General features: G+C 68.8%; 1 protein-coding gene. It reads right to left on the reverse strand.

Annotated elements, in window-relative coordinates:
- Positions 1 to 7 precede the first annotated feature (7 nt).
- Positions 8 to 26,617 (reverse strand): SDR family NAD(P)-dependent oxidoreductase, encoded by a 26,610-nt coding sequence (locus tag AB0F41_RS01375; RefSeq protein WP_357420690.1) that lies wholly within the window; start codon positions 26,615 to 26,617, stop codon positions 8 to 10.
- Between the last annotated feature and the right edge of the window lie 6 nt (positions 26,618 to 26,623).

Below are 26,623 nucleotides of genomic sequence, written 5' to 3' on the forward strand. Positions count from 1 at the left end.
CCCGGTGTCACCTCTCGAGCCAGCCCTCGATCGCTGCGGCGACGTCGGCCGAACCGTCCTCCAGGATTGTGAAGTGGTCGGCCCGAATCGGCACGACGGTCTGCGCCGGATCCCACGGTTGCGCCTGCCAGTCCACGCGATCCGATGAGCTCCCCAGGAAGCTCTCGGCGCATTGGAGGAACAACGCGGGCGTGGCGACGGAGCCGGGCACCATCTCCTGCAAGAGCTGGATGTACCTGCCCATTCCCGTCAGCCGGGCCGGGTCGAAGCGACCGAACGTAGCCTCGTTCGACACCATGTGCTCGGCCATCGGCGGCAGCAGCCATTCGCCGTCGTCGTGCACCGCGTAGGTGTCCAGCATGACCAGGCCTGTGGGCACCGGGCCACCGGCCGCCTCCAGATACTCGGTGACGAGGTGGGCCAGCAGGCCGCCCGAGGAGTAGCCGAGAAGAACGAACGGATCTCCTTGCGCAGCCGCGAGGACGCAGTGTGCCAATACCTGCGCGGCCGCCGTCGACGTCGCCGGAACCGGCTCTCCCGTACGGCACCCGATCGGCGACATCGCCACAACGTCACGGTTCGTTCGCAGTTGCGAGGCGAGCCTGGCGTACTGGTGCACACCGCCGGTGGCGAGGGGCGGGCTGAGGCAGATAATGCGTGGCAGGGTAGTTCCCCAGACGAGTCGCGTGGGCTCCGGCAGCCGGTCCAGGTCCTCGGCCGAGGCGATCTGCTCGCGCAGTTGCGCCGCCGCCCCCAGCAGAACGAAGCCCGCGCCTGCCCGGCCGGACGTGACCGCGTCACGGAACATCCCGTACAGGGAGTCGTCGGCCCCGCCTGATTCACCGGCGTGCGGTGCGGGTGCGGTGAGCTCCTTGCACAGATACCGGGCCAGCGCCGCCGGCGTCTCGTGATCGAAGATCGCGGCGGTGGGCAGGGTCAGACCGGTCGACATGTTGAGAGCGTTTCGCAACTCCATGGCGGCCAGGGAGTCGAATCCCGATTCGAGGAAGCCCCGCTCGGGATCGAGGTCGGCCGCGCTCTCATGTCCGAGCAGCCTCGCCGCGTTCTCGAGGATATGGGTCCGCAGCCACTGTTCCTGTTCGGGCTCGGACAGTTGCGCCAATCGTGTGCGGAGTCCGTCCGCATCCGGCGTTCCGGTGTGCTGCCGACGGCCGGGCCGCCTCACCATGTCGCTGAGCAGCGCGGGCACCGCGTCCTGAGCACGCAACCCGGTCAGGTCGATATCCACCGGTACGTGTACCGGACGGCCGGTGGACACTGCCGCGTCGAACAGGTCGAGTGCCTTGCCGGGAGGCAGCGGCGGCAGACCGTGGCGGCGCATCCGCTGCCGGTCGGCCCGGTTGAGCTCGTGCGACAGTCCGGTGTCGATACCCCACGGGCCGTAGGCGAGCGACGTGGCCGGCATACCTCGGGCGTGACGGTGGGTCGCGAGCGCGTCGAGGAATCGGTTGGCCGCCGCGTAGGCGCCCGACCCGGGGGGCGTCATCACGCCCGCCACCGAGGAGATCATCACGAAGGCGGACAACCCGGCGTCCCGGGTGAGGTCGTGCAGGTGCCAGGCAGCGTCGGCCTTGGCACCGAGGCAGTGGTCGATCTGCTCGGGCGTCAAGGTGTCGATCAGCCCGTTGCCGACAACACCGGCCACGTGGACGACCGCACCCAACGGCCGCTGCGCGGGTATCGAAGCGAGAAGGTCTCGCAACGCTTCACGGTCTCCGACATCGCAGGCCGCCGCACGCACCTCGGCGCCGAGGCCATCGAGTTCCGCGATGAGTTCCGTCGCGGCGGCCGGTCCACGACGGCCGGCCAGCAGCACGTGCCGCACGCCGTGCTCGCGCACCAGGTGCTCGACGAGCCGGCGGCCGATCGCACCGGTACCACCGGTGATCAACACCGTCCGCTCGCGATCCCAGGGTGCCGGCCGCTCCGATTCGGGTGGTGCGGCGCGGAGGAGCCGCGGCACCCGTGTCCCCTCCGCATGGAGTTCCAGTTCCGGCTCGCCCAGCTGCGCTGCCGCTACCAGGGAATCCGCGGTTGTCGCCGCGGCGGCCTCGATGAGCACGATCCGTCCCGGGTTCTCCGCCTGGGCCGCGCGCACCAGCCCCCACACCGCGGCGAGCGCCGGGTCGTCCGTGCTGTCGGTGATCACGGCCAGGGTACTTGCGGCGTAACGCTCTTCGCTCGCGAACTCCTGGAGGACTTCGAGTGTGCGATGCAGCGCTGTGCGCAGCCGGACCGGCACCGGACCGCCGTCGACCGGCGGCCGGAAGAGCAAGACCGAGGCCGGTTCCGCGGTGCCCCACTCGGCCCAGGACCCTTGCGCCGCGGACCGCGGCCGGGGACCGGGCCGCCAGGTGAGCTCGTAGAGCGCGTCGTCGCGGGACCTGGTTGCCGCCGATAACATCTCGTTCGACAGCGGGCGCAACGCGACGGACTGCACCGACAGTAGTGGCGCGCCACCGGAATCGGCCATCGCCAAGGTGACCGTCGCCGGGTTCAGCCAGGTCACGCGAACCCGCGCCCGCCGCGCGCCGTCTGCGTGCACCCGCACCGCCGACCAGGCGAACGGCACGAGGGTCGGCCCTTCGGCGTCCTCGTCCCCCCGCGCGAGACCGAACGGCAGAGCGTGCATGGCGGCATCGAGCAGCGCCGGATGTACACCGTAACCGCGGGTGGAGATCGGTTCGGGCAGTGCGACCTCGGCGAAGAGATCCGCACCGCGGCGCCACAGAGCAACCAGACCACGGAAGGCGGGCCCGTAGTTGTATCCGTTGTCGGCGAGTCCGTCGTAAGCACCGGCCAATTCGACCGCCGAAGCTCCGGCCGGCGGCCACTGGGTGAAGTCGGCCCAGTGTCCCTGTTCGCCGGACTCCGCGTCGCCGGACTCTGGGCTCGGGCTCACGACGCCCTCGGCATGGTGGGTCCACGGAACCGACGGATCGTCCTCGTCATTGCGTGAGTAGATGTCGAGCCGCCGGCGACCGGCGTCGTCGCCGTCACCGACTATCACCTGGACCTGCGCCGCGCCGCGCCCGTGCAGCACGAGCGGCGCCCGGAGGGTGAGATCGCCCAGTTCCGGACAGTCGACCTGCTCTCCGGCGTGCACGGCCAGTTCGACGAACGCGGTGCCGGGCAGCAGCGCGGTACCGAGCACGTGATGATCGGCCAGCCACGGATGGGTGGTCGTGGACAGCCGGCCGGTGAATCTGGCGCCCCCGTCCTCCGGCTGCGCTACCAACGCGCCCAACATGGGGTGTTCGGTGGATCGCAGACCGAGCGCGGAGGCGTCGCCGGTATGCGGTCGGCCCGCGTCCCAGAAACGGCGGTGGTGGAAAGCGTATGTCGGTAGATCGGTTTTCGCGCCGCCGGTGCCGGCGTAGTAACCCTTCCAATCCACCACCGAACCGGTGACGTGCAACCGGGCGAGCCCCGTCAGGAGTGTCGCGGGGGCCGCGTTGTTTCGCCGGGCCAGTGGGATCGTGGTCGCGCTGTCGTGGGCCCCGGCGATCATCGGGGTCAGTACCGCGTCCGGCCCGACCTCGGCGAACCTCGACGCTCCCAGAGCCGCCATGGCGGTCACCGCATCGGCGAATCGCACCGTGTCCCGTACTTGCCCCACCCAGTACGACGGAACCGACATCTCGTCGGTGACAGCGGCTCCGGTCACCGTCGACACCAGCGAAAGACTCGGCCGAGCAAACGTCAACCTCTCGACCACCGTGGCGAACTCGTCCAGCATCGGCACCATCGACGCCGAATGGAACGCATGCGAAACGGCTAAACGATGTGTCCGCCAACCTCTCTCGACGCACACCTCGACAACAGCCGCGACCGCGTCCTCAGGACCGGAGACAACGACCGACGAAGGACCGTTCACCGCCGCGATCGACACGTCACCGCCCAGCAACCCCAGCACGTCGGCCTCGGGGGCACCGACCGCGACCATCGCCCCACCCGCGGGCAACGCCTGCATCAACCGGCCACGCGCCGCCACGAGCACACACGCATCCGGCAACGACAACACACCGGCCACATGCGCAGCAGCCACCTCACCGATCGAATGACCGGCAAGGACATCAGCACGGAAACCCCACGACTCCAGCAGCCGGAACAACGCCACCTCGAACGCGAACAACCCCGCCTGCGCGAACACCGTCCGATCCACCAGACCACCATCGGCCAACGCGACCGACAGCGACACCTCCTGCTGCAGCAGCGGATCCAACGTGGCGACGATCCCGTCGAAAGCCTCGGCGAACACCGGATACTCCGCACGCAAATCCGCGGCCATACCCGCCCACTGCGCACCCTGACCCGAGAACACCACACCCGTCGAACCCGGCACCACCCGACCCGACACCACACCCGGCGCCTGCTCGCCGGCAGCCACCGCCCGCACACCCGCCAGCAGACCATCACGATCGCCGGCCAGGACGACAGCGCGATGCTCGAATACTGCCCGCGTGGACGCCAGCGAGAAGCCGACATCCACCGGAGTCACGTCGCGGTGCTCTACATAGGAGACCAGGCGCGCCGCCTGACCGGCGAGAGCGGCACCGCTGCGCGCCGAGACCGTCCACGGCAACACCGCCGGAACAGTCTCGGCCACCGGTGCCGAATCTGGCACCGGCGCCGGAGCTACCGGCGCCTGCTCGATGATGATGTGGGCGTTGGTGCCACTGATACCGAACGACGACACACCCGCCCGCCGCGGACGATCCGACTCCGGCCACTCCACCGGGTCGGTCAACAACCGAATATGGCCCTCGGACCAATCGACCTTCGTAGACGGCCGATCCACATGCAACGTCGACGGCAGCACACCGTGCCGCATCGCCATCACCATCTTGATCACACCACCCACACCGGCCGCAGCCTGCGCATGACCGATATTCGACTTCAACGACCCCAACCACAAAGGCCGATCGGGATCACGATCCTGCCCATAGGTCGCCAACAGAGCCTGCGCCTCGATCGGATCACCCAACGTCGTACCCGTACCGTGCGCCTCCACCACGTCCACCTCGACCGGAGACACACCGGCATTCGCCAACGCCTGACGGATCACACGACGCTGCGACGGACCATTCGGCGCCGTCAAACCATTCGACGCACCATCCTGATTCACCGCCGAACCCGCCACCACCGCAAGAACCTCATGACCATTACGCCGAGCGTCGGACAACCGCTCCAACACCAGCACACCCGCACCCTCGGACCAACCCACCCCGTCGGCGCGGTCGGCGAACGACTTACACCGGCCATCCGGCGACAACCCCCGCTGCCGACTGAACTCCACGAAGGCCTCCAGCGTCGCCATCACGGTCACGCCGCCGGCCAGCGCCAGATCGCACTCCCCCGACCGCAGCGACTGCCCGGCCAGATGCATGGCGACCAGCGACGACGAACACGCCGTATCCACCGAGACCGCCGGCCCCTCCAGTCCGAGGGTGTAGGCGATCCGGCCCGACGTCAAACTCCCCGTGGCGCCGGCGCCACTGCCCTGCGCGTAGTCGTGGTACATCACACCGGTGAACACACCGGTCGAACTGCCCCGCAGCACCGTGGGATCGATACCGGCCCGCTCCAGCGCCTCCCACGCCGTTTCGAGCAGCTGCCGCTGCTGTGGATCGGTCATCGTGGCCTCGTTGGGGCCGATACCGAAGAAGTCCGCGTCGAACTCGGCTGCCGTGTGCAGGAATCCGCCCTCACGAACGTAGGTCCTGCCCGCCCGGCCGGGCTCCGGGTCGTAGATATCGTCGACATCCCAACCCCGGTCGACCGGCAGCGGCGATACGGCATCCACGCCGGCGCTGACCAGTTCCCACAATTCCTCCGCGGAGGTGACCCCTCCCGGATAGCGGCACGCCATCCCGACGACAGCGACAGGGTCGTCCTCGACGGCCCGGCCCGCGGCGACCACGACGGCCTCGCTCGTGCCCGTGAGTTCGTCGGCCAAGTACTTCGCCAGCGCCTGCGGCGTCGGATAGTCGAATACCAGAGTCGCGGGCAACGGCAGACCCGTCGCCACTTTCAACGCATTGCGGAACTCGATCGCGCTGATCGAGTCGAAACCCAGCTCGTGGAAAGCCCGGTCCGCGGCGACCTCGTTCATATCCTGATGCCCCAGGATCGCGGCGACCTGACCGCGCACGATCTCGGCGAGAACACGCGAACGCTCACCATCGGGAAGACTCACCAGACGAGCGCGCAATGCCGCGGCCGCACCCGAGGCCGCCGTCCGGCGGACACGAACCAGACCGGAGAACAACGCGGGCAGCGCGGGACCCGCGCCGCGCATGCTCTCCAGATCCAGACGGGCGAGGACGGGAGCCGCGGCCTCGAGCTCGACAGCCGAATCGAACAGCGCGAGGCCCTGCTCTCGAGAGAGCGGCAGCATGCCCGAGCGCGACATACGCTGCCGGTCCAGGTCGCTGAGCTCGCCGGCCATACCCCCGTCCCACAGTCCCCAGGCCAGCGACTGGCCACAGCGCCCCGATACGCGGCGGTGCGCCGCCAGCGCGTCCAGGCACGCATTGGCCGCCGCATAGTTTCCCTGGCCGGGATTGCCGAACGCACCCGCCACCGAACTGAACAGCACGAACATCTTCAGCGGCAGCTCAGCGGTCAGCTCGTGCAGATGCAGAGCGGCATCGACCTTGGGCCCGAACACCGCGTCCAGGCGGGCCGGGGTCAGCGAACCGATGGCGCCGTCATCGAGTACACCGGCCAGATGGAGTACACCCGCCAGTGGCCGATCCGCCGGTATCGCGGCGATCATCTCGGCGAGCGCGGCACGGTCGGCGACATCGCACGCGACGAACACGACCTCGGCACCGAGCTCACCCAACTCCGCCCGCAGCTCGGCAGCACCGGGCGCGGATTCCCCGCGGCGGCTCGTCAGCAGCAGATGCCGGACACCGCGCGTGGACACCAGGTGCCGGGCGAACCATCCGCCGAGCAGACCGCTGGCACCGGTGATCAGAACGGTCTCGTCCGGATCGAAAGTGATGGCCGCGGTCGCCGCAGTGGACGCCGCCCGGCCCAACCGCGGAATGTGTACTTGCCGATCACGAACCGCCATCTGGGGTTCCGCCGACGCCAGCATCCCGCCCAGCAGGCCGTCGAGTGCGCAATCGGTGTCGATCAGCACGATCCGGCCGGGATTCTCCGACTGTGCCGAACGGACCAGCCCGCTCACCGCCGCGCCGGCCGAGTTCGTCACGTCTTCCCCGGCGACCGAGACAGCACCGCTGGTCCGGACGACGAGCACCGATTCGGCGAACCGATCGTCGGCGATCCAGGACTGCAGTACCTCGAGGACCGAGTGTGCCGCGGCACGGACGGCGGCGGGATCATCACCCGTCGGGCAGTCCAGCACCACGACCTGCGGGATCTGCTCACCGAGGTCCGGCCACGCCACCGCGGTGACCTCGTCCGCAGGCACGGCTACCGGCGCCCAGCCGATCTGGAACAGCCCGCTACCGGCGACCGATGGACCGGCAGCGAGCTGCGCGGGATCGACCGGCCGGGTCGACAGTTGCCGCACCGTCGCCACCGGAGCACCCGACGGGTCGGCCAGATCCAGGGCGACGCCGTGCGCACCGACACGGGTCAACCGGACACGCACTGCGTCGGCCGCCGCCGCATGCACCGTGACACCGGACCACTCGAACGGCAATACCAGCTCGGTCCCCTCCGCCGACGGGTCGTCGGCCGGACGTAACGCATGCAACGCCGCATCCAGCAGTGCCGGATGCATACCGAACCGCTGCGCCTCGGCCCGAGCCTGCTCGGGCAATTCGACCTCGGCGTAGAGCACCCCGTCCGATCCCCGCCACACGGACTTCAGCGCCCGGAAGACCGGCCCGTAGTGATAGCCCTGCGCGTCGAGGGAATCGTAGAGCCCCTCGATATCGACCGCGGCAGCATCGGCGGGCGGCCACGGCACCAGATCCGCGGCCGCACTGCCGGGTCCGGGTGCGAGCACACCTTCGGCATGCAGGGTCCACGCCGGCACCGAATCGGCACCGTCGTCGGGGCGGGAGAAGATCCGCACCGCGCGAGCGCCGGTCTCGTCCTCGGCAGCGACCACGACGCGCACCGCGACCCCCGCCGACTCCGACAGTGTCAGCGGGGCGCGCAGGACGAGCTCTTCGAGGGTCGAGCAGCCGACCTGTTCGCCGGCGTGCAGGGCGAGTTCGACCGAGCCGGTACCGGGGAACAACACGGTATCCATGACGCTGTGATCGGTCAGCCACGGCTGCGTCTGTACCGATAGCCGGCCGGCAAGGGTTACCGCGTCCGAGTCCGGTTGCGAGACGACCACCGAGACCAGTGGATGTCCGGTAGCGACGAGACCCATCCCCCGCGCGTCACCGCCGGCGGACCCGCCGGCCATCCAATAGCGGCGGTGTTGGAACGCGTAGGTGGGCAGGTCGATGCGCACGGCGCCGGTCGCGGCGTACAGCGCGGCCCAGTCCACGTCGGCACCGGATACGAACAGCTCGGCGACACCACCCGTCACCGACGACGCGTCCGCCCGGCCCCGACGTGCCAGGGCCACTACCTCGGGAACCGTGCTCAGCTGCTCGGCGTCGAGGGTCTGCGTGATCATCGGGGTCAGTACCGCCTCGGGTCCGACCTCGGCGAATCTGGACACGCCGAGACCCCTCATCGCGGCGACCGCGTCGGCGAATCGCACCGAGTTGCGCACCTGGCCGGCCCAATACGACGGATCGCACATTTCCTCGGCGATCCGCGCACCGGTCACTGTCGACACCAGCGCGATATTCGGCAGGGAGAACGTCACCCCCTTGATCGCCGAGACGAACTCGGCCAGCATCGGCTCCATCAGCGCCGAATGGGACGCATGCGGGACCCGCAACCTGTGGGTGCGCCAACCCCGTTCGGCACATCGGCCGGCGACCGCGACGACATCGCTCTCGGCACCGGAGATCACCACCGACGAGGGGCCGTTCACCGCCGCGATCGAGACTTCCCCGGCCAGCAGTGTGCGCACCGCGGTCTCGGCGGCGCCGACGGCCACCATCGCGCCGCCCGCGGGGAGGGCGTCCATCAACCGGCCACGCGCGGCGATCAGCACGCACGCGTCCGCGAGCGAGAAGACACCCGCCACATGCGCGGCGGCGATCTCACCGGCCGAATGCCCGGCCACGACATCCGCACGCACACCCCAGGATTCGAGCAGCCGGAACAGCGCCACCTCGAACGCGAACAGCCCCGGCTGCGTGAACACCGTCCGGTCGATCAGCTCTTCGTCGGTCAACGCCTCGGTCAGCGAAACGCGCTGCTCCAGCAGCGGATCCACCTCGGCGACGATCCGGTCGAAATGCTCGGCGAATACCGGATAGGCCGCGCGCAGCTCGGTGGCCATACCCGCCCACTGCGCGCCCTGCCCCGAGAACACCACACCCGTCGAACCCGGTATCGCACGACCGGTCACCACATCCGGCGCCCGGTCACCGGCGGCCAGCGCGCGCACCCCCGACAGCAAACCAGCACGGTTGTCCGCGATTACCACGCCGCGATGCTCGAACAGACCACGCGTCGAGGCCAGTGAGAAGCCGATATCCATCGGGTCCAGGTCGTGGTCGTCCGCATACGCTGCCAGCCGTTCGGCTTGGCCGGCCAGCGCCTCGCCGTTGCGCGCCGAGAGTGCCCAGGGCAGCAACCCACCCGCGGGTTCGGTCCTGACCACCGGCACCGGAGCCGGTGGCCCGGCCTGCGCCTGTTCGATGATGATGTGCGCGTTGGTACCGCTGTAACCGAACGAGGACACGCCCGCACGCCGCGGACGATCCACTACCGGCCACGGCGCCGACTCTGTCAGCAGCCGGATATTCCCCTCGGACCAATCGACCTTCGTAGACGGCTGATCCACATGCAACGTATGGGGCAGCACCCCGTGCCGCATGGCCATCACCATCTTGATCACACCACCGACGCCGGCGGCAGCTTGAGCATGACCGATATTGGACTTCAACGACCCCAACCACAAAGGCCGATCCGGATCACGATCCTGCCCATAAGTCGCCAGCAGAGCCTGCGCCTCGATCGGATCACCCAACGTCGTACCCGTACCGTGCGCCTCGACCGCATCCACTTCCACCGCGGAGACACCGGCATTCGCCAACGCCTGACGGATCACACGACGCTGCGACGGACCGTTCGGCGCCGTCAAACCGTTCGACGCACCATCCTGATTCACCGCCGAACCCGCCACCAACGCCAGAACCTCATGACCATTACGCCGGGCATCGGACAACCGCTCCAGCACCAGCACACCCGCGCCCTCGGACCACCCGACACCGTCGGCCGAATCAGCGAACGACTTACAGCGACCATCCGGGGCCAAACCCCGCTGCCTGCTGAACTCCACGAACGTCTCCGGCGTCGCCATCACCGCCACACCGCCGGCCAGCGCCAGATCACACTCCCCCGACCGCAACGACTGCCCGGCCAGATGCATGGCGACCAGCGACGACGAACACGCCGTATCCACCGACACCGCCGGGCCCTCCAACCCCAGGGTGTACGCGATGCGGCCGGAGACCAGACTGCCGGTGGCACTGCCGCCCTTGCCCTGGGCGTAGTCGTGGTACATCACCCCGGTGAACACCCCGGTCGAGCTGCCCCGCAGCACGGCCGGATCCACGCCGGCGCGTTCCAGGGCCTCCCAGGTGGTTTCGAGTAGTTGCCGTTGTTGCGGATCCATCGTGAGGGCTTCGTTGGGGCTGATCCCGAAGAATTCCGCGTCGAACTCGGCTGCCGTGTGCAGGAACCCGCCGTGGCGGGTGTACGACTTGCCCACGCGGCCCGGTTCCGGGTCGTAGATGCCGTTCAGATCCCAGCCGCGGTCGGCCGGGAGCGGGGTCACCGCGTCCGCGCCGATCCGGACGAGCTCCCAGAGTTCCTCGGGCGAGGTGACTCCGCCGGGGTAGCGGCACGCCATACCGACGACAGCGATGGGATCGTCGTCGACAGCCCGGTCGGCGGTGACGACGATGTCCTGGCTCGTGCCGGCGAACTCGTCGGCCAGATACTTCGCCAGCGCCTGAGGTGTCGGGTAATCGAATACCAGCGTCACGGGCAACGGGAGTCCGGTCACGGCTTTCAGCGAGTTACGGAACTCGATCGCGCTGATCGAGTCGAAACCCAGCTCGTTGAAAGCTTTGTCGGCCGCGACCGTGTTCATATCCTGGTGCCCCAAGACCGCGGCGATCCGACCGCGCACGATCTCGACGAGCATATCGAGACGCTCGTCGTCCGGAGCGCTCGCCAGCCGTGCGCTCAATGCCGTGGCCGCGCCCGACACCGCGGTGCGGCGAGTGGGTATCGATCCGGAGAGCAGAGCGGGCGCGGCGAATGCCGCGTCGCGCGCAATATTCGGATCCAGGCGGGCGAGCACCGGCGCCGCGATATCGGTCCGGACGGCGGCGTCGAACAGCGCCAGGCCCTGATCCCGCGACAGCGCCAGCATGCCGGAACGAGCCATGCGCCGCCGATCGACGTCGCTGAGCTCTCCGGCCATACCCCCGTCCCACAGGCCCCAGGCCAACGACATCGCGTGGTCCCCGGTGGCCCTGCGGTGAGCGGCCAATGCGTCCAGACACGCGTTGGCGGCGGCATAGTTCCCCTGACCCGGATTACCGAACGCCCCGGCCACCGAACTGAACAGGACGAACATCTTCAGCGGTAGCCCGGCGGTCAGCTCGTGCAAATGCAGGGCGGCATCGACCTTGGGCCGCAGCACCGTAGCCATCCGGGCCGGGGTCAATGCCGCGACGGCACCGTCGTCGAGGACACCGGCCAGGTGGAACACACCGGTCAGCGGGTGCGCGGCGGGTACCTCGGCCAGCACCTGTGCCAGCGCCTGACGGTCGGCGACATCGCACGCCACGACGTCGGTTTCGGCACCCAGGCGCTCCAGCTCTTCCCGCAATTCGGCGATGCCGGGCGCCGATTGCCCACGTCGACTCAGCAACAGCAGATGGCGCACACCGTAGGTGGCGACCAGGTGCCGGGCGAACATCGCGCCCAGCACACCACCCGCACCGGTGATGAGCACGGTATCTTCCGCCGCGAAGGGCGGGTTCGTGGCCGCGGCGGAATCGGCTCGACCGAGACGGGCGCGGTGTACTCGTCCGTCCCGCACCGCCACCTGAGGTTCGGTGGTGGCCAGAATCGCGCCGATCAGGTCGGTGGGGAGCTCGTCGAACTCGGAAGCGGTGTCGATCAGCACGATGCGACCGGGATTCTCCGACTGCGCGGAACGGACCAGACCGCATACGGCCGCACCGGCCAGATCGGTGATGTCCTCCCCGGCGACCGAAACCGCCCCGTGGGTCCGGACCACGAGGGTGGATTCCGCGAAGCGCTGGTCCGCGGTCCAGGTTTGCAGGATCTCGAGCACTTCGTGCGTCGCGGCGTGGACGGCGGCGGCATCGTTGCCCGTCCGGCAGTTCACGATCACCACCCGGGGAACCTGCTCACCGAGGTCCGCCCATGACGCCGCGGTGACCTGGGTATCGACTGCGGGTGTGGCGATCGGTGTCCAGTCGACCCGATACAGCGGGGTCCCGGCGATGGATGCGCCGGCTGTGAGCCGTGCGGGATCGATCGGGCGCACCGCGAGCCGGTGCACCGTCGCCACCGCGGCACCCGTCGCATCCGCCAGGTCGAGGGCTACACCGTGCTCGCCCACACGGGTCAGCCGAACACGCAGCGTATCGGCCCCACTCGCGTGCACGGTGACACCGGACCATTCGAACGGCAACGCGAGATCGGCTTCGTCGGCGGCCACGTCGCCGGCGATACGCATCGCGTGCAGCGCGGCGTCGAGCAGTGCCGGATGGACACCGAAACGTGACGCCTCGGATCGGGCCGGTTCGGGAAGTTCGAGCTCGGCGTAGACCGCACCGGATCCTCGCCACACGGATTTCAGCGCCTGGAATGCCGGACCGTAGTGGTAGCCCTGGGCGTCGAGGGAGTCGTAGACACCGTCGACAGCGATCGCCGTGGCGCCGGTCGGCGGCCACTGCGTCAGTTCCGCGGGCACCTCGCCCACACCGGATGCGAGCATGCCCTCGGCGTGCAGTGTCCACGGCCGCGAGGCCTCGATCTCGTCGTCGGGCCGGGAGTAGATCCGCACCCCGCGACGACCTGCCGGGTCCACGCCGTCGACGGCGACACGCACCGCCACCCCGGCCGAATCCGGCAGTGCCAGTGGCGCTGTCAGGGTCAGCTCCTCGAGGAGCGCGCAGCCGGCCTGCTCTCCGGCATGCAGGGCGAGCTCGACGAATCCGGTGCCGGGGAACAACACCGTGTCCATGATCGCGTGGTCGGCGAGCCACGGATGGGTCCGTGCCGACAGGCGCCCGCTGAGGGTGACCGCGTCGGAGTCCGGGTGTGAGACGACCGCCGAAGCCAGCGGGTGTCCGGTCGCCACGAACCCCATCGCACGGGCGTCGCCGCCGGCCGATCCTTCCGTCAACCAGTAACTCCGGCGCTGGAAGGCGTAGGTGGGCAGGTCGACTCGCCGCGGCCCGGTGCCGGCGAAGAACCCCGTCCAGTCCACCTCGGCGCCGGTCACGAACAGCGCGGCCACCCCGCGTGTGACAGTGCGGGGATCGGCATGCTCGCGGCGTGCCAGGGCCACCACCGTGGTCGGCGCACCCGTGGCGTCCCCGGTGTCGACGATCCCGTCGACCATGGGAACGAGCACGGCGTCGGGGCCGGCCTCGGCGAACCGGGTCACCCCGAGATCCACCATCGCTGCGACCGTGTCGGCGAACCGCACCGTGTCACGGACCTGGCCCACCCAATAGGCCGGGTCGGTCAGCTCGTCGCCGGCTCGGGTACCGGTGACGGTCGATACCAACGGAATCTTCGGCGGGGCGAACGTCACACCCGCTATCGCCGAGGCGAATTCGGCCAGCATCGGCTCCATCAGCGCCGAATGGAACGCATGCGACACCCGCAAACGATGTGTCCGCCAACCATTCTCGGCACACACCTCGACAGCAGTCGCGATCGCCTCCTCAGGGCCGGAGATCACCACCGATGACGGGCTGTTGACCGCCGCGATGGACACGTCGAGTCCCGCGTCGAGGCCCTCGAGCAGCGCCGCCATATCGGTCTCGGAGGCGCCCACGGCGACCATCGCCCCACCCCCGGGCAACGCCTGCATCAACCGGCCACGCGCGGCCACCAGCACACACGCATCCACCAACGACAACACACCCGCGATATGCGCGGCAGCCACCTCACCGATCGAATGCCCCGCCACCACATCCGCACGCACGCCCCACGATTCGAGCAGCCGGAACAACGCCACCTCGAACGCGAACAACCCCGCCTGCGCGAACACCGTCCGGTCGACGAGGTCACCGTCGGACAATGCGACGCTCAGCGGCACCTGCTGCCCCAGCAACGGATCCAACTCCGCAACGATCCCGTCGAACACCTCGGCGAACACCGGATAAACCCGCAGGCCCTCGGCCATCCCCGCCCACTGCGCGCCCTGGCCCGAGAACACCACACCCGTCGAACCCGGCACCAACCGACCCGACACCACATCCGGACCCGTCTCACCCCGGCCCAAGGCCCGCGCACCGGCACGCAGCCCCGCCCGATCGGGCGACAGCACCACGGCCCGATGATCGAACAACATCCTCGACGTGACGAGCGAGAAACCGACATCGACCGGATCGAGATCGAATTCGTCGACATGAGCTACCAGGCGGGTTGCTTGACCGGCGAGGGCGTCGCCGCCGCGTGCCGAGACCACCCAGGGCAACACCCCACCGGCCGGCAGTACCTTCACGGCCGGGGCGGTTTCGACTACCGGCGCCGCCGGCTCCACCACCTGCACCGAAGCCGATACCGCGACCGGAGCTTGTTCGATGATGATGTGGGCATTGGTGCCGCTGATACCGAACGACGACACACCCGCCCGCCGCGGACGATCCGACACCGGCCAATCCACCGACTCGGTCAACAGCCGAATATGACCTTCGGACCAATCGACCTTCGTAGACGGCTGATCCACATGCAACGTGCGAGGCAGTACCCCGTGCCGCACGGCCATCACCATCTTGATCACACCACCCACACCGGCCGCAGCCTGCGCATGACCGATATTCGACTTCAACGACCCCAACCACAGCGGCCGATCAGGATCACGATCCTGCCCGTAGGTCGCCAGCAGAGCCTGGGCCTCGATCGGATCACCCAACGTCGTACCCGTACCGTGTGCCTCGACCGCATCCACCTCGCGCGGAGACACCCCCGCATTCGCGAGAGCTCGGCGGATGACACGGCGCTGCGCGGGTCCGTTCGGCGCCGTCAAACCGTTCGACGCACCATCCTGGTTCACCGCCGAACCCGCCACCACCGCGAGCACGTCGTGACCGTTACGACGGGCATCGGACAATCGCTCCAACACCAGCACACCAGCGCCCTCGGACCACCCCACCCCATCGGCCGAATCAGCGAACGACTTACACCGACCATCCGGCGACAACCCCCGCTGCCGACTGAACTCCACAAAGGTTCCAGGGGTCGCCATCACCGCCACACCACCGGCCAGCGCCAGATCACACTCCCCCGACCGCAACGATTGCGCGGCCAGATGCATCGCCACCAGCGACGACGAACACGCCGTATCCACCGAGACGGCCGGGCCCTCCAGGCCCAAGGTGTAGGCGATGCGGCCCGACACCAGGCTGCCGGTGGCGCTACCGCCGTGGGCGTGGGCGTAGTCGTGGTACATCACACCGGTGAACACGCCGGTCGAGCTGCCCCGCAGCACGGCCGGATCCACTCCGGCGCGTTCCAGCGCCTCCCAGGACACCTCCAGCAGCAGCCGCTGCTGCGGGTCCATCATGGTGGCCTCGTTCGGGCTGATCCCGAAGAATTCCGGGTCGAATTCCGCTGCCGAATACAGGAATCCACCCCGGCGCGTATAGGTCTTGCCCGCCTTACCGGGCTCCGGATCGTAGATGCCTTCGACATCCCAGCCACGATCGGCCGGCAGTTCACCGGTGGCATCGATACCCCCGGCGATCAGCGTCCACAGATCCTCCGGCGAGGCGACACCACCCGGATAGCGGCAGGCCATCGCCACGAGTGCGATCGGCTCGTCGAGGTCTACGCGCGCGGAGACCTCGACGTCGCGGCTGGTACCCGTGAACTCGTCGGCCAGATATCGTGCCAGCGCCTGGGGCGTCGGGTAGTCGAACACCAGCGTCACGGGCAACACCAGACCCGTCACGGCCCGCAGCGCGTTGCGGAACTCGATCGCAGAGATCGAATCGAACCCGAGTTCGCTGAAAGCCTTGTCCGCCGCCACCGCGTTCGCGTCACGATGACCGAGAATCGTGGCGACCTGGCCACGGACGATCTCCACGAGCACATCGGCGCGTTCGCTGTCAGGAGTGCGTGCGAGACGGGCGCGCAGCGCCGTGAACGCGCCGGAGGCCGCGGTGCGGCGAGGCGGGACCAGCACGGAAAACAGTGCGGGCGCCGCCGTCCCCGCGCTACGCACGGCATCCACGTCGATCCGGGCGAGGACGGGAGCCGCCACATCGATCGCCGTGGCGACGTCGAACAGTGCCCGGCCCTGTTCCTCCGACAGCGGCAGCAGGCCGGAACGAGACATGCGGTGGCGGTCTGTGTCACCGAGCTCCGCGGCCATCCCACCGTCGGTGTTCCAGAGACCCCACACCAGAGACCGGCCTCGACGCCCGGAAGCCCGGCGGTGGGCTGCCAGCGCGTCGAGGCACGCGTTTGCCGCGGCGTAATTACCTTGACCGGGGCTGCCGAACGCGCCGGCGACCGAGCTGAACAGCACGAACGCCTTCAAAGGCAGCTCGGTGGTCAGTTCGTGCAGGTGCAGGGCGGCGTCGACCTTGGGTCGCAACACCGCGTCCATCCGGTCCGGGGTCAGCGAAGCGACGGCGCCGTCGTCGAGCACACCGGCCAGGTGGTACACGCCGGCCAGCGGATGCGCCGCGGGTACCCGGGCCAGCACTTCGGCGAGCGCGTCGCGGTCGGCGACATCGCACGCCGCGAATTCGACCTCGGCGCCGAGTCGGCGCAACTCCGCGGCCAACGCGTCCGCGCCGGGTGCGGACTCACCGCGGCGGCTCACCAACAGCAGCCGGCGCGCACGGTATACGTCGACCAGGTGCCGGGCGAACACGCCACCGAGATAACCGCCGGCGCCGGTGATCAGAACCGTGTCGTCCGGACCGAACGAACCGGCCACCGGAGCGGGCGCAGCGGTGGCGACCACCCGGGTCAGTCGCGCCACGTGTACCTGCCCGTCGCGCAGCGCGACCTGCGGTTCGCCGGCGGCGAGGATACCGCCCAGCAGCGACCCGTGCCCGGCGTCCATACCGACGGAATCGGTGTCCATCACCATGATTCGGCCGGGGTGCTCCGCCTGCGCCGAACGAGCCAGACCATTCACCGCGCTGCCGGCCAGGTTCGTAATATCCTCCCCGGCCACCGATACCGCGCCACTCGTACGGACCATCAGCACTGATTCGCCGAACCGTGGCTCGGCGGTCCAGGACTGCAGCACCCGCAGCACATCATGAATCGCGCCACGAACGGCGGCGGGATCGTTGCCCGCCGGGCAGTCCCACACCACCGCCGGGGGCACCGCGGCACCGAGATCCGCCCACGACACCGAGTCGAGGTCGTGCCCGGACACCGCGATCGGTGTCCAGGCGATATCGAAGACAGCGGTGCGAGCCAGGGATGTGCCGGTGGTGAGCTGTGCGGGATCGACCGGCCGGGAAGTGAGCTGCCGCACCGTCGCCACCGCGGCACCGGTCGCATCCGCCACATCCAGGGCGACACCGTCCGCACCCACGTGCGTCAGCCGCACACGCAGCGCATCGGCACCCGACGCGTGCACCGTCACTCCGGACCACTCGAACGGCAGCGCCGGCGTAGTGCCCGGCGCCGACGTGTCGCCGGCGAAATACAACGCGTGCAACGCCGCATCCAGCAGGGCCGGATGCAGGCCGAATCGCTGCGCCTCGGTGCGGGCCTGCTCGGCCGACTCGAGCTCGGCGTACACCCCGTCGGGTGCACGCCATACCGACTTCAGTGCCCGGAACACCGGGCCGTAGTGGTAACCCTGCGCTTCGAGAGCGTCGTAAACCCCCCCGATATCGATCGCCGTGGCACCGGCGGGCGGCCACTGGGTGAGATCCGCCGGCGACTCGGGGGCCGTCGGCACGAGCACACCTTCGGCGTTCAACGTCCACGACGGCACCGAGTCGATACCGTCGTCGGGGCGGGAGAAGATCCGCACCCCCCGCCGGCCCGCACTGTCCTCCCCGCCGACGACGACACGTATCGCCACGCCCGCCGGCTCCGGCAGCACCAGCGGAGCCCGCAGCACCAGCTCCTCGAGCGTCGAGCAACCCACCCGGTCCCCGGCGTGCAGGGCGAGCTCGACGAACCCGGTCCCCGGGAACAGCACGGTATCCATGACCCGGTGATCGGCCAGCCAGGGCTGAGTCTGCAGCGACAACCTGCCGCTGACGGCGACCACCTCGGAATCCGGTTGCGACACCACCGCCGAGACCAAGGGATGGCCGGTAGCGGTCAAACCCATCGCCCGGGCGTCGCTGCTGCCGGACGACACTTCGGGCAGCCAATAGCGGCGGCGCTGGAACGCGTAGGTGGGCAGGTCGATTCGCCGCGCCCCGATTCCGGTGAAGAATCCGGCCCAGTCCACCTCGGCACCGGCCACGAACAATCCGGCGACCCCACGCGAGACCGTGGCCGGATCGGCATGGTCTCGGCGCGCCAATGCCACCACCGGTGGTGTAGCGGCCGCATCTTTCCCATCGTCGAGTGTCCGGACGATCATCGGATGCAGGACCGCATCGGGCCCGACCTCGGCGAACCTGTTCGCGCCCATACCCGCCATCGCGACTACCGCATCAGCGAACCGCACCGTGTCCCGTACTTGACCCACCCAGTACGACGGAACCGACATCTCGTCGGTGACACGGGCACCGGTGACCGTCGACACCAACGGAATATTCGGTGCGGCGAAGGTCAAACCTTCGATCAACGTGGCGAATTCGGCCAGCATCGGCTCCATCAGTGCCGAATGGAACGCATGCGAAACACGTAAACGATGTGTCCGCCAGCCATTCTCGGCACACCGATCTGCCGCAGCCACGACACCCTTCTCGGTGCCGGAGATCACCACCGATGACGGGCTGTTGACCGCCGCGATCGACACATCAACGCCCAGCACCGTCAACACCTCGGCCGCCGAGGCGCCGACCGCGACCATCGCCCCACCCGCGGGCAACGCCTGCATCAACCGGCTACGCGCGGCCACCAGCACACACGCATCCACCAGCGACAACACACCCGCGATATGCGCGGCAGCGACCTCACCGATCGAATGACCCGCCACCACATCCGCACGCACGCCCCACGATTCGAGCAGCCGGAACAACGCCACCTCGAACGCGAACAACCCCGCCTGCGCGAACACCGTCCGATCCACCAGACCACCGTCGGCCAACGCGACCGACAGCGACACCTCCTGCTCCAGCAGCGGATCCAACGCGGCAACGATCCCGTCGAAAGCCTCGGCGAACACCGGATATGCAGCGCGAAGCTCGTCGGCCATACCGGCCCACTGCGCACCCTGACCCGAGAACACCACACCCGTCGAACCCGGCACCACCCGACCCGACACCACACCTGGTGCCTGCTCGCCGGCAGCCACCGCCCGCACACCCGCCAGCAGACCATCACGATCAGACGACAGCACCACGGCCCGATGATCGAACAACACCCTCGACGTCACCAGCGAGAAACCGACATCGACCGGATCGAGATCGAGATCGTCGATATGCGAGCCGAGACGACTGGCCTGGCCGGTGAGCGCGTCGGCACTGCGCGCCGAGATCAGCCACGGCACAACAGCCGGGGCCCGCTCGACTGCCGGTGCGGGCGCCGGGTCCGCTGCCGGGGCCTGCTCGACGATCAGATGCGCGTTGGTGCCGCTGAGGCCGAACGACGACACACCCGCCCGCCGCGGACGATCCGACACCGGCCACTCCACCGGCTCGGTCAACAGGCGAATATGGCCCTCGGACCAATCGACCTTCGTAGACGGCTGATCCACATGCAACGTTCGGGGCAGCACCCCACGTTGCATGGCCATCACCATCTTGATCACACCACCGACGCCGGCGGCAGCTTGAGCATGACCGATATTGGACTTCAACGACCCCAACCACAGCGGCCGATCAGGATCACGATCCTGTCCGTAGGTCGCCAACAGAGCCTGCGCCTCGATCGGATCACCCAACGTCGTACCCGTGCCGTGCGCCTCGACCGTATCCACCTCGACCGGAGACACACCGGCATTCGCCAACGCCTGACGGATGACGCGGCGCTGCGAGGGCCCGTTCGGCGCCGTCAAACCATTCGACGCACCATCCTGGTTCACCGCCGAACCCGCCACCACCGCAAGCACGTCGTGACCGTTACGCCGGGCATCGGACAATCGCTCCAACACCAGCACACCAGCGCCCTCGGACCACCCCACCCCATCGGCCGAATCAGCGAACGACTTACACCGACCATCCGGGGCCAACCCCCGCTGTCGGCTGAACTCGAGGAACATGTCCGGCGTGGCCATCACGGCCACACCACCGGCCAGCGCCAGATCACACTCCCCCGACCGCAACGACTGGGCAGCCAGATGCATGGCGACCAGCGACGACGAACACGCCGTATCCACCGACACCGCCGGGCCCTCCAGGCCCAGCGTGTAGGCGATGCGGCCGGAGACCAGACTGCCGCCGGTGCTGCTCCCGGTACCGGTTCCCTGCGCGTAGTCGTGGTACATCACACCGGTGAACACCCCGGTCGAACTGCCCCGCAACACCCCGGGGTCGACACCGGCGCGTTCCAGCGCCTCCCAGGACACCTCCAGCAGCAACCGCTGCTGCGGGTCCATCATGGTGGCCTCGTTCGGGCTGATCCCGAAGAAGTCCGCATCGAACTCGGCTGCGGCATAGAGGAATCCACCCTCACGGGTGTAGGTACGCCCGGCCTTTCCCGGCTCCGGATCGTAGAGGGTCTCGATATCCCAGCCACGATCGGCCGGCAGCTCACCGGTGGCATCGATACCCGCGGCGATCAGCGTCCACAGATCCTCCGGCGAGGCGACACCACCCGGATAGCGGCAGCTCATCGCCACCACCGCGATCGGGTCGCCGTCGGCAGCCCGGTGCGTGGTGACCGCGATATCGCGATTCGATCCCGTGAGCTGGGAGTCGAGGAACTCGGCGACTGTCCGGGGACTGGGCTGATCGAAGACGAGCGTGGCCGGCAACCGCAACCCGGTCGCGGCATTGAGCCTGTTGCGGAATTCGACGGCACTCAGCGAGTCGAATCCGAGTTGCTGGAACTCCGCCTGCGTTTCGACAGCATCCATGGACGCGTGCCCGAGAACGCCGGCCGCTACCGACCGGACGAGGTCGAGCAGCGCGCCGCGGCGGTCGGCATCGGAGAGACCCGCCACGCTGTGCGCGAAGGCGTTGGCGACCGGGGTTCCGGTGTCTCGCCGCACCGATATCGGCGCGATCGCGCGAAGCAGGGCCGGAACTTGCTCGCCACGGGTACGAAGCACCGCGGGGTCGACTCGCAGCGCCACCAACTGTGCGGTGCCCGTGGTTACCGCCGCGTCGAACAGCGCCAGTCCGTCGGACTCGGACAGCGGCGGGAAACCGAGCCGGCGCATCCGCTCGAAATCGGCCTCGGACAATTCGGTTCCGAGCCCGCTCGACCGCGCCCACAACCCATAATCCACCGAGGTCGCGGGTAATCCCAGACCGCGCCGATGCGCTGCCAGCGCATCCAGGAAGACGTTCGCCGCCGCGTAGTTCGCCTGACCGGCCGGCAACACCAGCCCACCCGCCGACGACACCAGTACGAACATCGACAACGAGTGATCGCGAGTGAGTTCGTGCAGATGCCATGCCGCATCGACCTTGGGCCGGAACACCCGATCGATGCGCTCCGCCGTAATCGACTCCAGCATCCCGTTATCCGCTGTTCCCGCCGCGTGCACCACACCTACCAGCGGATGCTCGGCTCCAACGGTGTCCAGCAGTGCCGCCAGAGCGGACCGATCGGACACATCGCAGGCGGCGATGGTGACCTCGGCACCGAGGTCGAGCAGGTCCGCACGCAATTCGGCGGCACCCGGAGCATCCGTGCCACGCCGGGACACCAGAACCAGGTGGCGCACACCGTGCGCGGTCACCAGATGCCGGGCGATCACCGCACCGAGGCCACCGGTGCCACCGGTCACCAGCACGGTGCCCTCCTCCGGCAGCCCGGTCGTCGCACCGGGCGCGTGCCGGTTCAGCCGGGGCACGAGCAGCTCGGTCCCGCGTAGTGCGGCTTCCGGTTCTGTCGCGGCTGCCGCCACCGCGCGTGCGATGGCGATCGGGTCACGTGTCCCGTCCGCGTCGGGGGCGTCCGCGTCGAGAAGCTGGAATCGATCCGGGTGCTCGGCCTGCGCGGCACGCAGCAACCCCCATACCGGTGCCTGACCGAGATCCACCTGTTCCGAATCGGCAACGGCCACTGCTCGTCCGGTGACGACGACCAAACGGGAGGCCGCGAAGCGACTATCGGCGAGCCATCGCTGCACAGTGCCGAGAACAGCGGCGGCCACCCGGCGTGCGACCTCGGGTGGCGCCCCCTCGGGCGACGGGCACGCGAACAGCACGAGATCGGGAACAACGGAACCCGGGGTGGTATCGAGATCGGCGATCAACGCCGCGAGATCCCGGAAATCCCGCGCGGTACCGGAGTGATGACTCCAGCCGAGTGCCGCCACCCGGCCCGGCTCGATCATCGCGGACGACGAGGGTGCCACCGCGACCCAGTCCACGCCGAACAGGGCCTCCGATGCCCGGGCTGTGCTCAGTCCGGCAGCCGATACCGGCCGGGCGACCAATGCCCCCACCGACAGCACCGCGTTGCCGCGCTCATCCGCTATCCGCACAGCGAGCCGGTCACCCTGGAACACGATCCGGACTCGGACCGCCGCAGCGCCGGCCGAATGCACCACCACCCGATTCCACGTGAACGGCAGCGCCGGGACCTCGTCGCCACTACCGCGAAGACTGTGGACCATCCCGGCATGCAACGCCGAATCGAACAGCGCGGGGTGAATGCCGAAACCCTCGGCATCCCGCGGGTCCCGCAGTGCGACCTCGGCGAAGATCTCCTCGCCACGCTGCCAAGCCGCCCGCAAACCCTGGAAGGACGGACCGTATCCGTAGCCGATATCGAGCAGTTCGCCGTACACACCGTCGATGTCCAGCCGCTGCGCGCCGGCCGGAGGCCAGGCGGCGAGGTCGAAATCGGCCACCGCCTCGCCCGGCGCGAGCACGCCTTCGGCATGCAGCAGCCACGGCCCTTCGCTCGCCTGCCGGGAATGGACGCTCAGCTGTCGCCGATCCGCCTCGTCGGCGGCGGACACCACCACCTGCACCGCGACACTGCCCTGCGCGGGCAGCGTCAACGGTGCCCGCAGGACGAGTTCGTCCACCACGGCACAGCCCAGCACACCACCGACGTAACTCGCCAGTTCGACGAACCCGGTGCCGGGCAGCAGCACCGTACCGAGCACGCTGTGATCGGCCAGCCAATCCACCGAATCCACCGACCACCGGCCGGTGAAGGTGACCCCACCCGAATCCGGATGCGGCACCACAGCACCCAGCAGCGGATGATCCAGCACGTCCAGCCCGACAGCGCCGACCCCACCCAGCTCGGCGCCCAACCACGACTGGGCCGCCAGGTGTTGTCCCGCGTCGAGCCAGAAACGCTCGTGCTGGAAGGCGTAGGTGGGCAGATCGATGCGCTCGGCTCCGCTGCCGGCGTAGTAACGTTCCCAGTCCACCTCGGCGCCGGAGACGAACACCTTCGCCAGTCCCTCCAGCACGGCGGACGGATCGGCATGGTCTCGACGCGCCAACGCCACCGCCGCGGCAGCGCCGCTGTCGACTGTCGCGGCGATCATCGGAGTCAGCACCGCGTCGGGCCCGATCTCGGCGAACCGGGCCACCCCCATTTCGGACATCACCGCCACCGCGTCAGCGAACCGCACCGTGTCCCGGACCTGGTCCACCCAGTACGACGGATCGGTCATCTCATCGCCGACCCGCATACCGGTGACCGTGGACACCAACGCGATCTTCGGCCGAGCGAATGTCATACCTTGGATCGCCGCGGCGAATTCGGCCAGCATCGGCTCCATCGATGCCGAATGGAAAGCATGCGACACCCGCAAACGATGTGTGCGCCACCCCTGTTCGGTACACGCCTCGACAACAGCCGCGACCGCATCCGCCGCACCGGAGAGCACCACCGAAGACGGACCGTTCACCGCCGCGAGGGACACCCCATCGGCCAGGAACGGCGATACCTCGGCCTCGGAGGCGCCGACCGCGACCATCACCCCACCCGTGGGCAACGCCTGCATCAACCGGCCGCGCGCGGCCACCAGCACACACGCATCCGGCAACGACAACACACCGGCAATATGCGCGGCAGCCACCTCACCGATCGAATGACCGGCCACGACATCCGCACGAAAATCCCACGATTCGAGGAGCCGGAACAACGCCACCTCGAACGCGAACAACCCCGCCTGCGCGAACACCGTCCGGTCGACGAGGTCACCGTCGGACAATGCGACGCTCAGCGACACCTCTTGCCCCAGCAACGGATCCAACTCGGTGACGATCGCGTCGAATGCCTCGGCGAACACCGGGAACGCGGCGCGAAGCGCGTCTGCCATCCCCGGCCACTGCGCACCCTGACCCGAGAACACCACACCCGTCGAACCCGGCATTACCCGACCGGCCACCAGCCCCGGCGCCCGCACACCCGCGGCCAGTGCCCGCACACCCGCCAGCAGAGCGTCGCGACCCTCGCCGACGACCACCGCGCGGTGCTCGAACACAGCACGCGTCGACGCGAGCGAGTAGCCGATATCGATCGGACCGTGTTCGTCCACGTGCGAAAGCAAACGAGCAGCCTGACCCGCGAGCGCCTCGCTACTGCGTCCCGAAATCATCCACGGCAGCGATCCGCCGCCGGGAGCCGTCGTCGGAATCGGTGCCGGTACGTGTTCGGCGACCGGCGCCTGTTCGAGGATCACGTGTGCGTTGGTGCCGCTGATACCGAACGACGACACACCGACACGCCGCGGACGATCCGACACCGGCCAATCCACCTGCTCGGTCAGCAGCCGGATATGACCTTCGGACCAATCGACCTTCGTAGACGGCTGATCCACATGCAACGTGCGAGGCAGTACCCCGTGCCGCAGCGCCATCACCATCTTGATCACACCACCGACGCCGGCGGCCGCCTGGGCATGACCGAGATTGGACTTCAACGAACCCAACCACAGGGGACGATCCGCGGCACGATCCTGCCCGTAGGTCGCCAGCAGGGCCTGGGCCTCGATCGGATCACCCAGCGTCGTACCGGTGCCGTGGGCTTCCACCACATCCACCTCGAGCGGGGACACACCGGCATTCGCCAACGCCTGACGAATGACCCGCCGCTGCGCGGGTCCGTTCGGCGCCGTCAAACCGTTCGACGCACCATCCTGGTTGACCGCCGAACCGGAGATCACCGCCAGGATGCGATGACCATTGCGCTGGGCGTCGGACAATCGCTCCAATACCAGCACACCGGCACCTTCGGACCAGCCGACGCCGTCGGCGCTGTCGGCGAAGGATTTACACCGGCCGTCCGGAGCGGCCCCGCGCTGCCGGCTGAACTCCACGAAGGTCTCCGGCGTGGCCATCACCGTGACACCACCGGCCACTGCCAGATCGCATTCGCCCGATCGCAGCGACGCCGCCGCCGAGTGCATGGCCACCAACGACGACGAGCATGCCGTGTCGACGGTGACCGATGGCCCCTCCAGACCGAACGTATACGACACTCGCCCGGAGGCGATCGATCCCGCGTTCGCATTGGCCGGATAGTCGTGGTACATCATGCCGACCCACACACCGGTCCGGCTTCCCTTCAGCGAGGCGGGATCGACGCCGGCCCGCTCGAACGCCTCCCACGAAGTCTCCAGCAGCAGGAACTGCTGAGGATCCATCAGGGCGGCTTCATTCGGACTGATATTGAAGAACGCCGGATCGAATTCCCCGGCGGCGTGCAGGAAACCACCCTCGCGCGTATAGGTGCTGTTGGGTGCCTCGCCGGTCGGATCGTAGACGCGCTCGGTATTCCAGCCACGATTATCGGGGAATTCCGAGGTCGCGTCGGTCCCCTCCGAAACCAGCCGCCACAAATCCTCGGGCGAGCCGACCCCACCCGGATACCGGCACGCCATCCCGACGATCGCGATGGGCTCGCGGAGAGCCGCGTCGAGGGCGCGGTTGCGGGTGCGCAACCGCTCGGTCTCCTTGAGCGAGACGCGCAGGGCCTGAGCGAGCTTCTGGGTGCTGTCGTCGGGCTTGGTCATCGCTCT

The organism is Nocardia sp. NPDC024068 (genome assembly GCF_040638875.1).
Taxonomy (GTDB): Bacteria; Actinomycetota; Actinomycetes; order Mycobacteriales; family Mycobacteriaceae; genus Nocardia.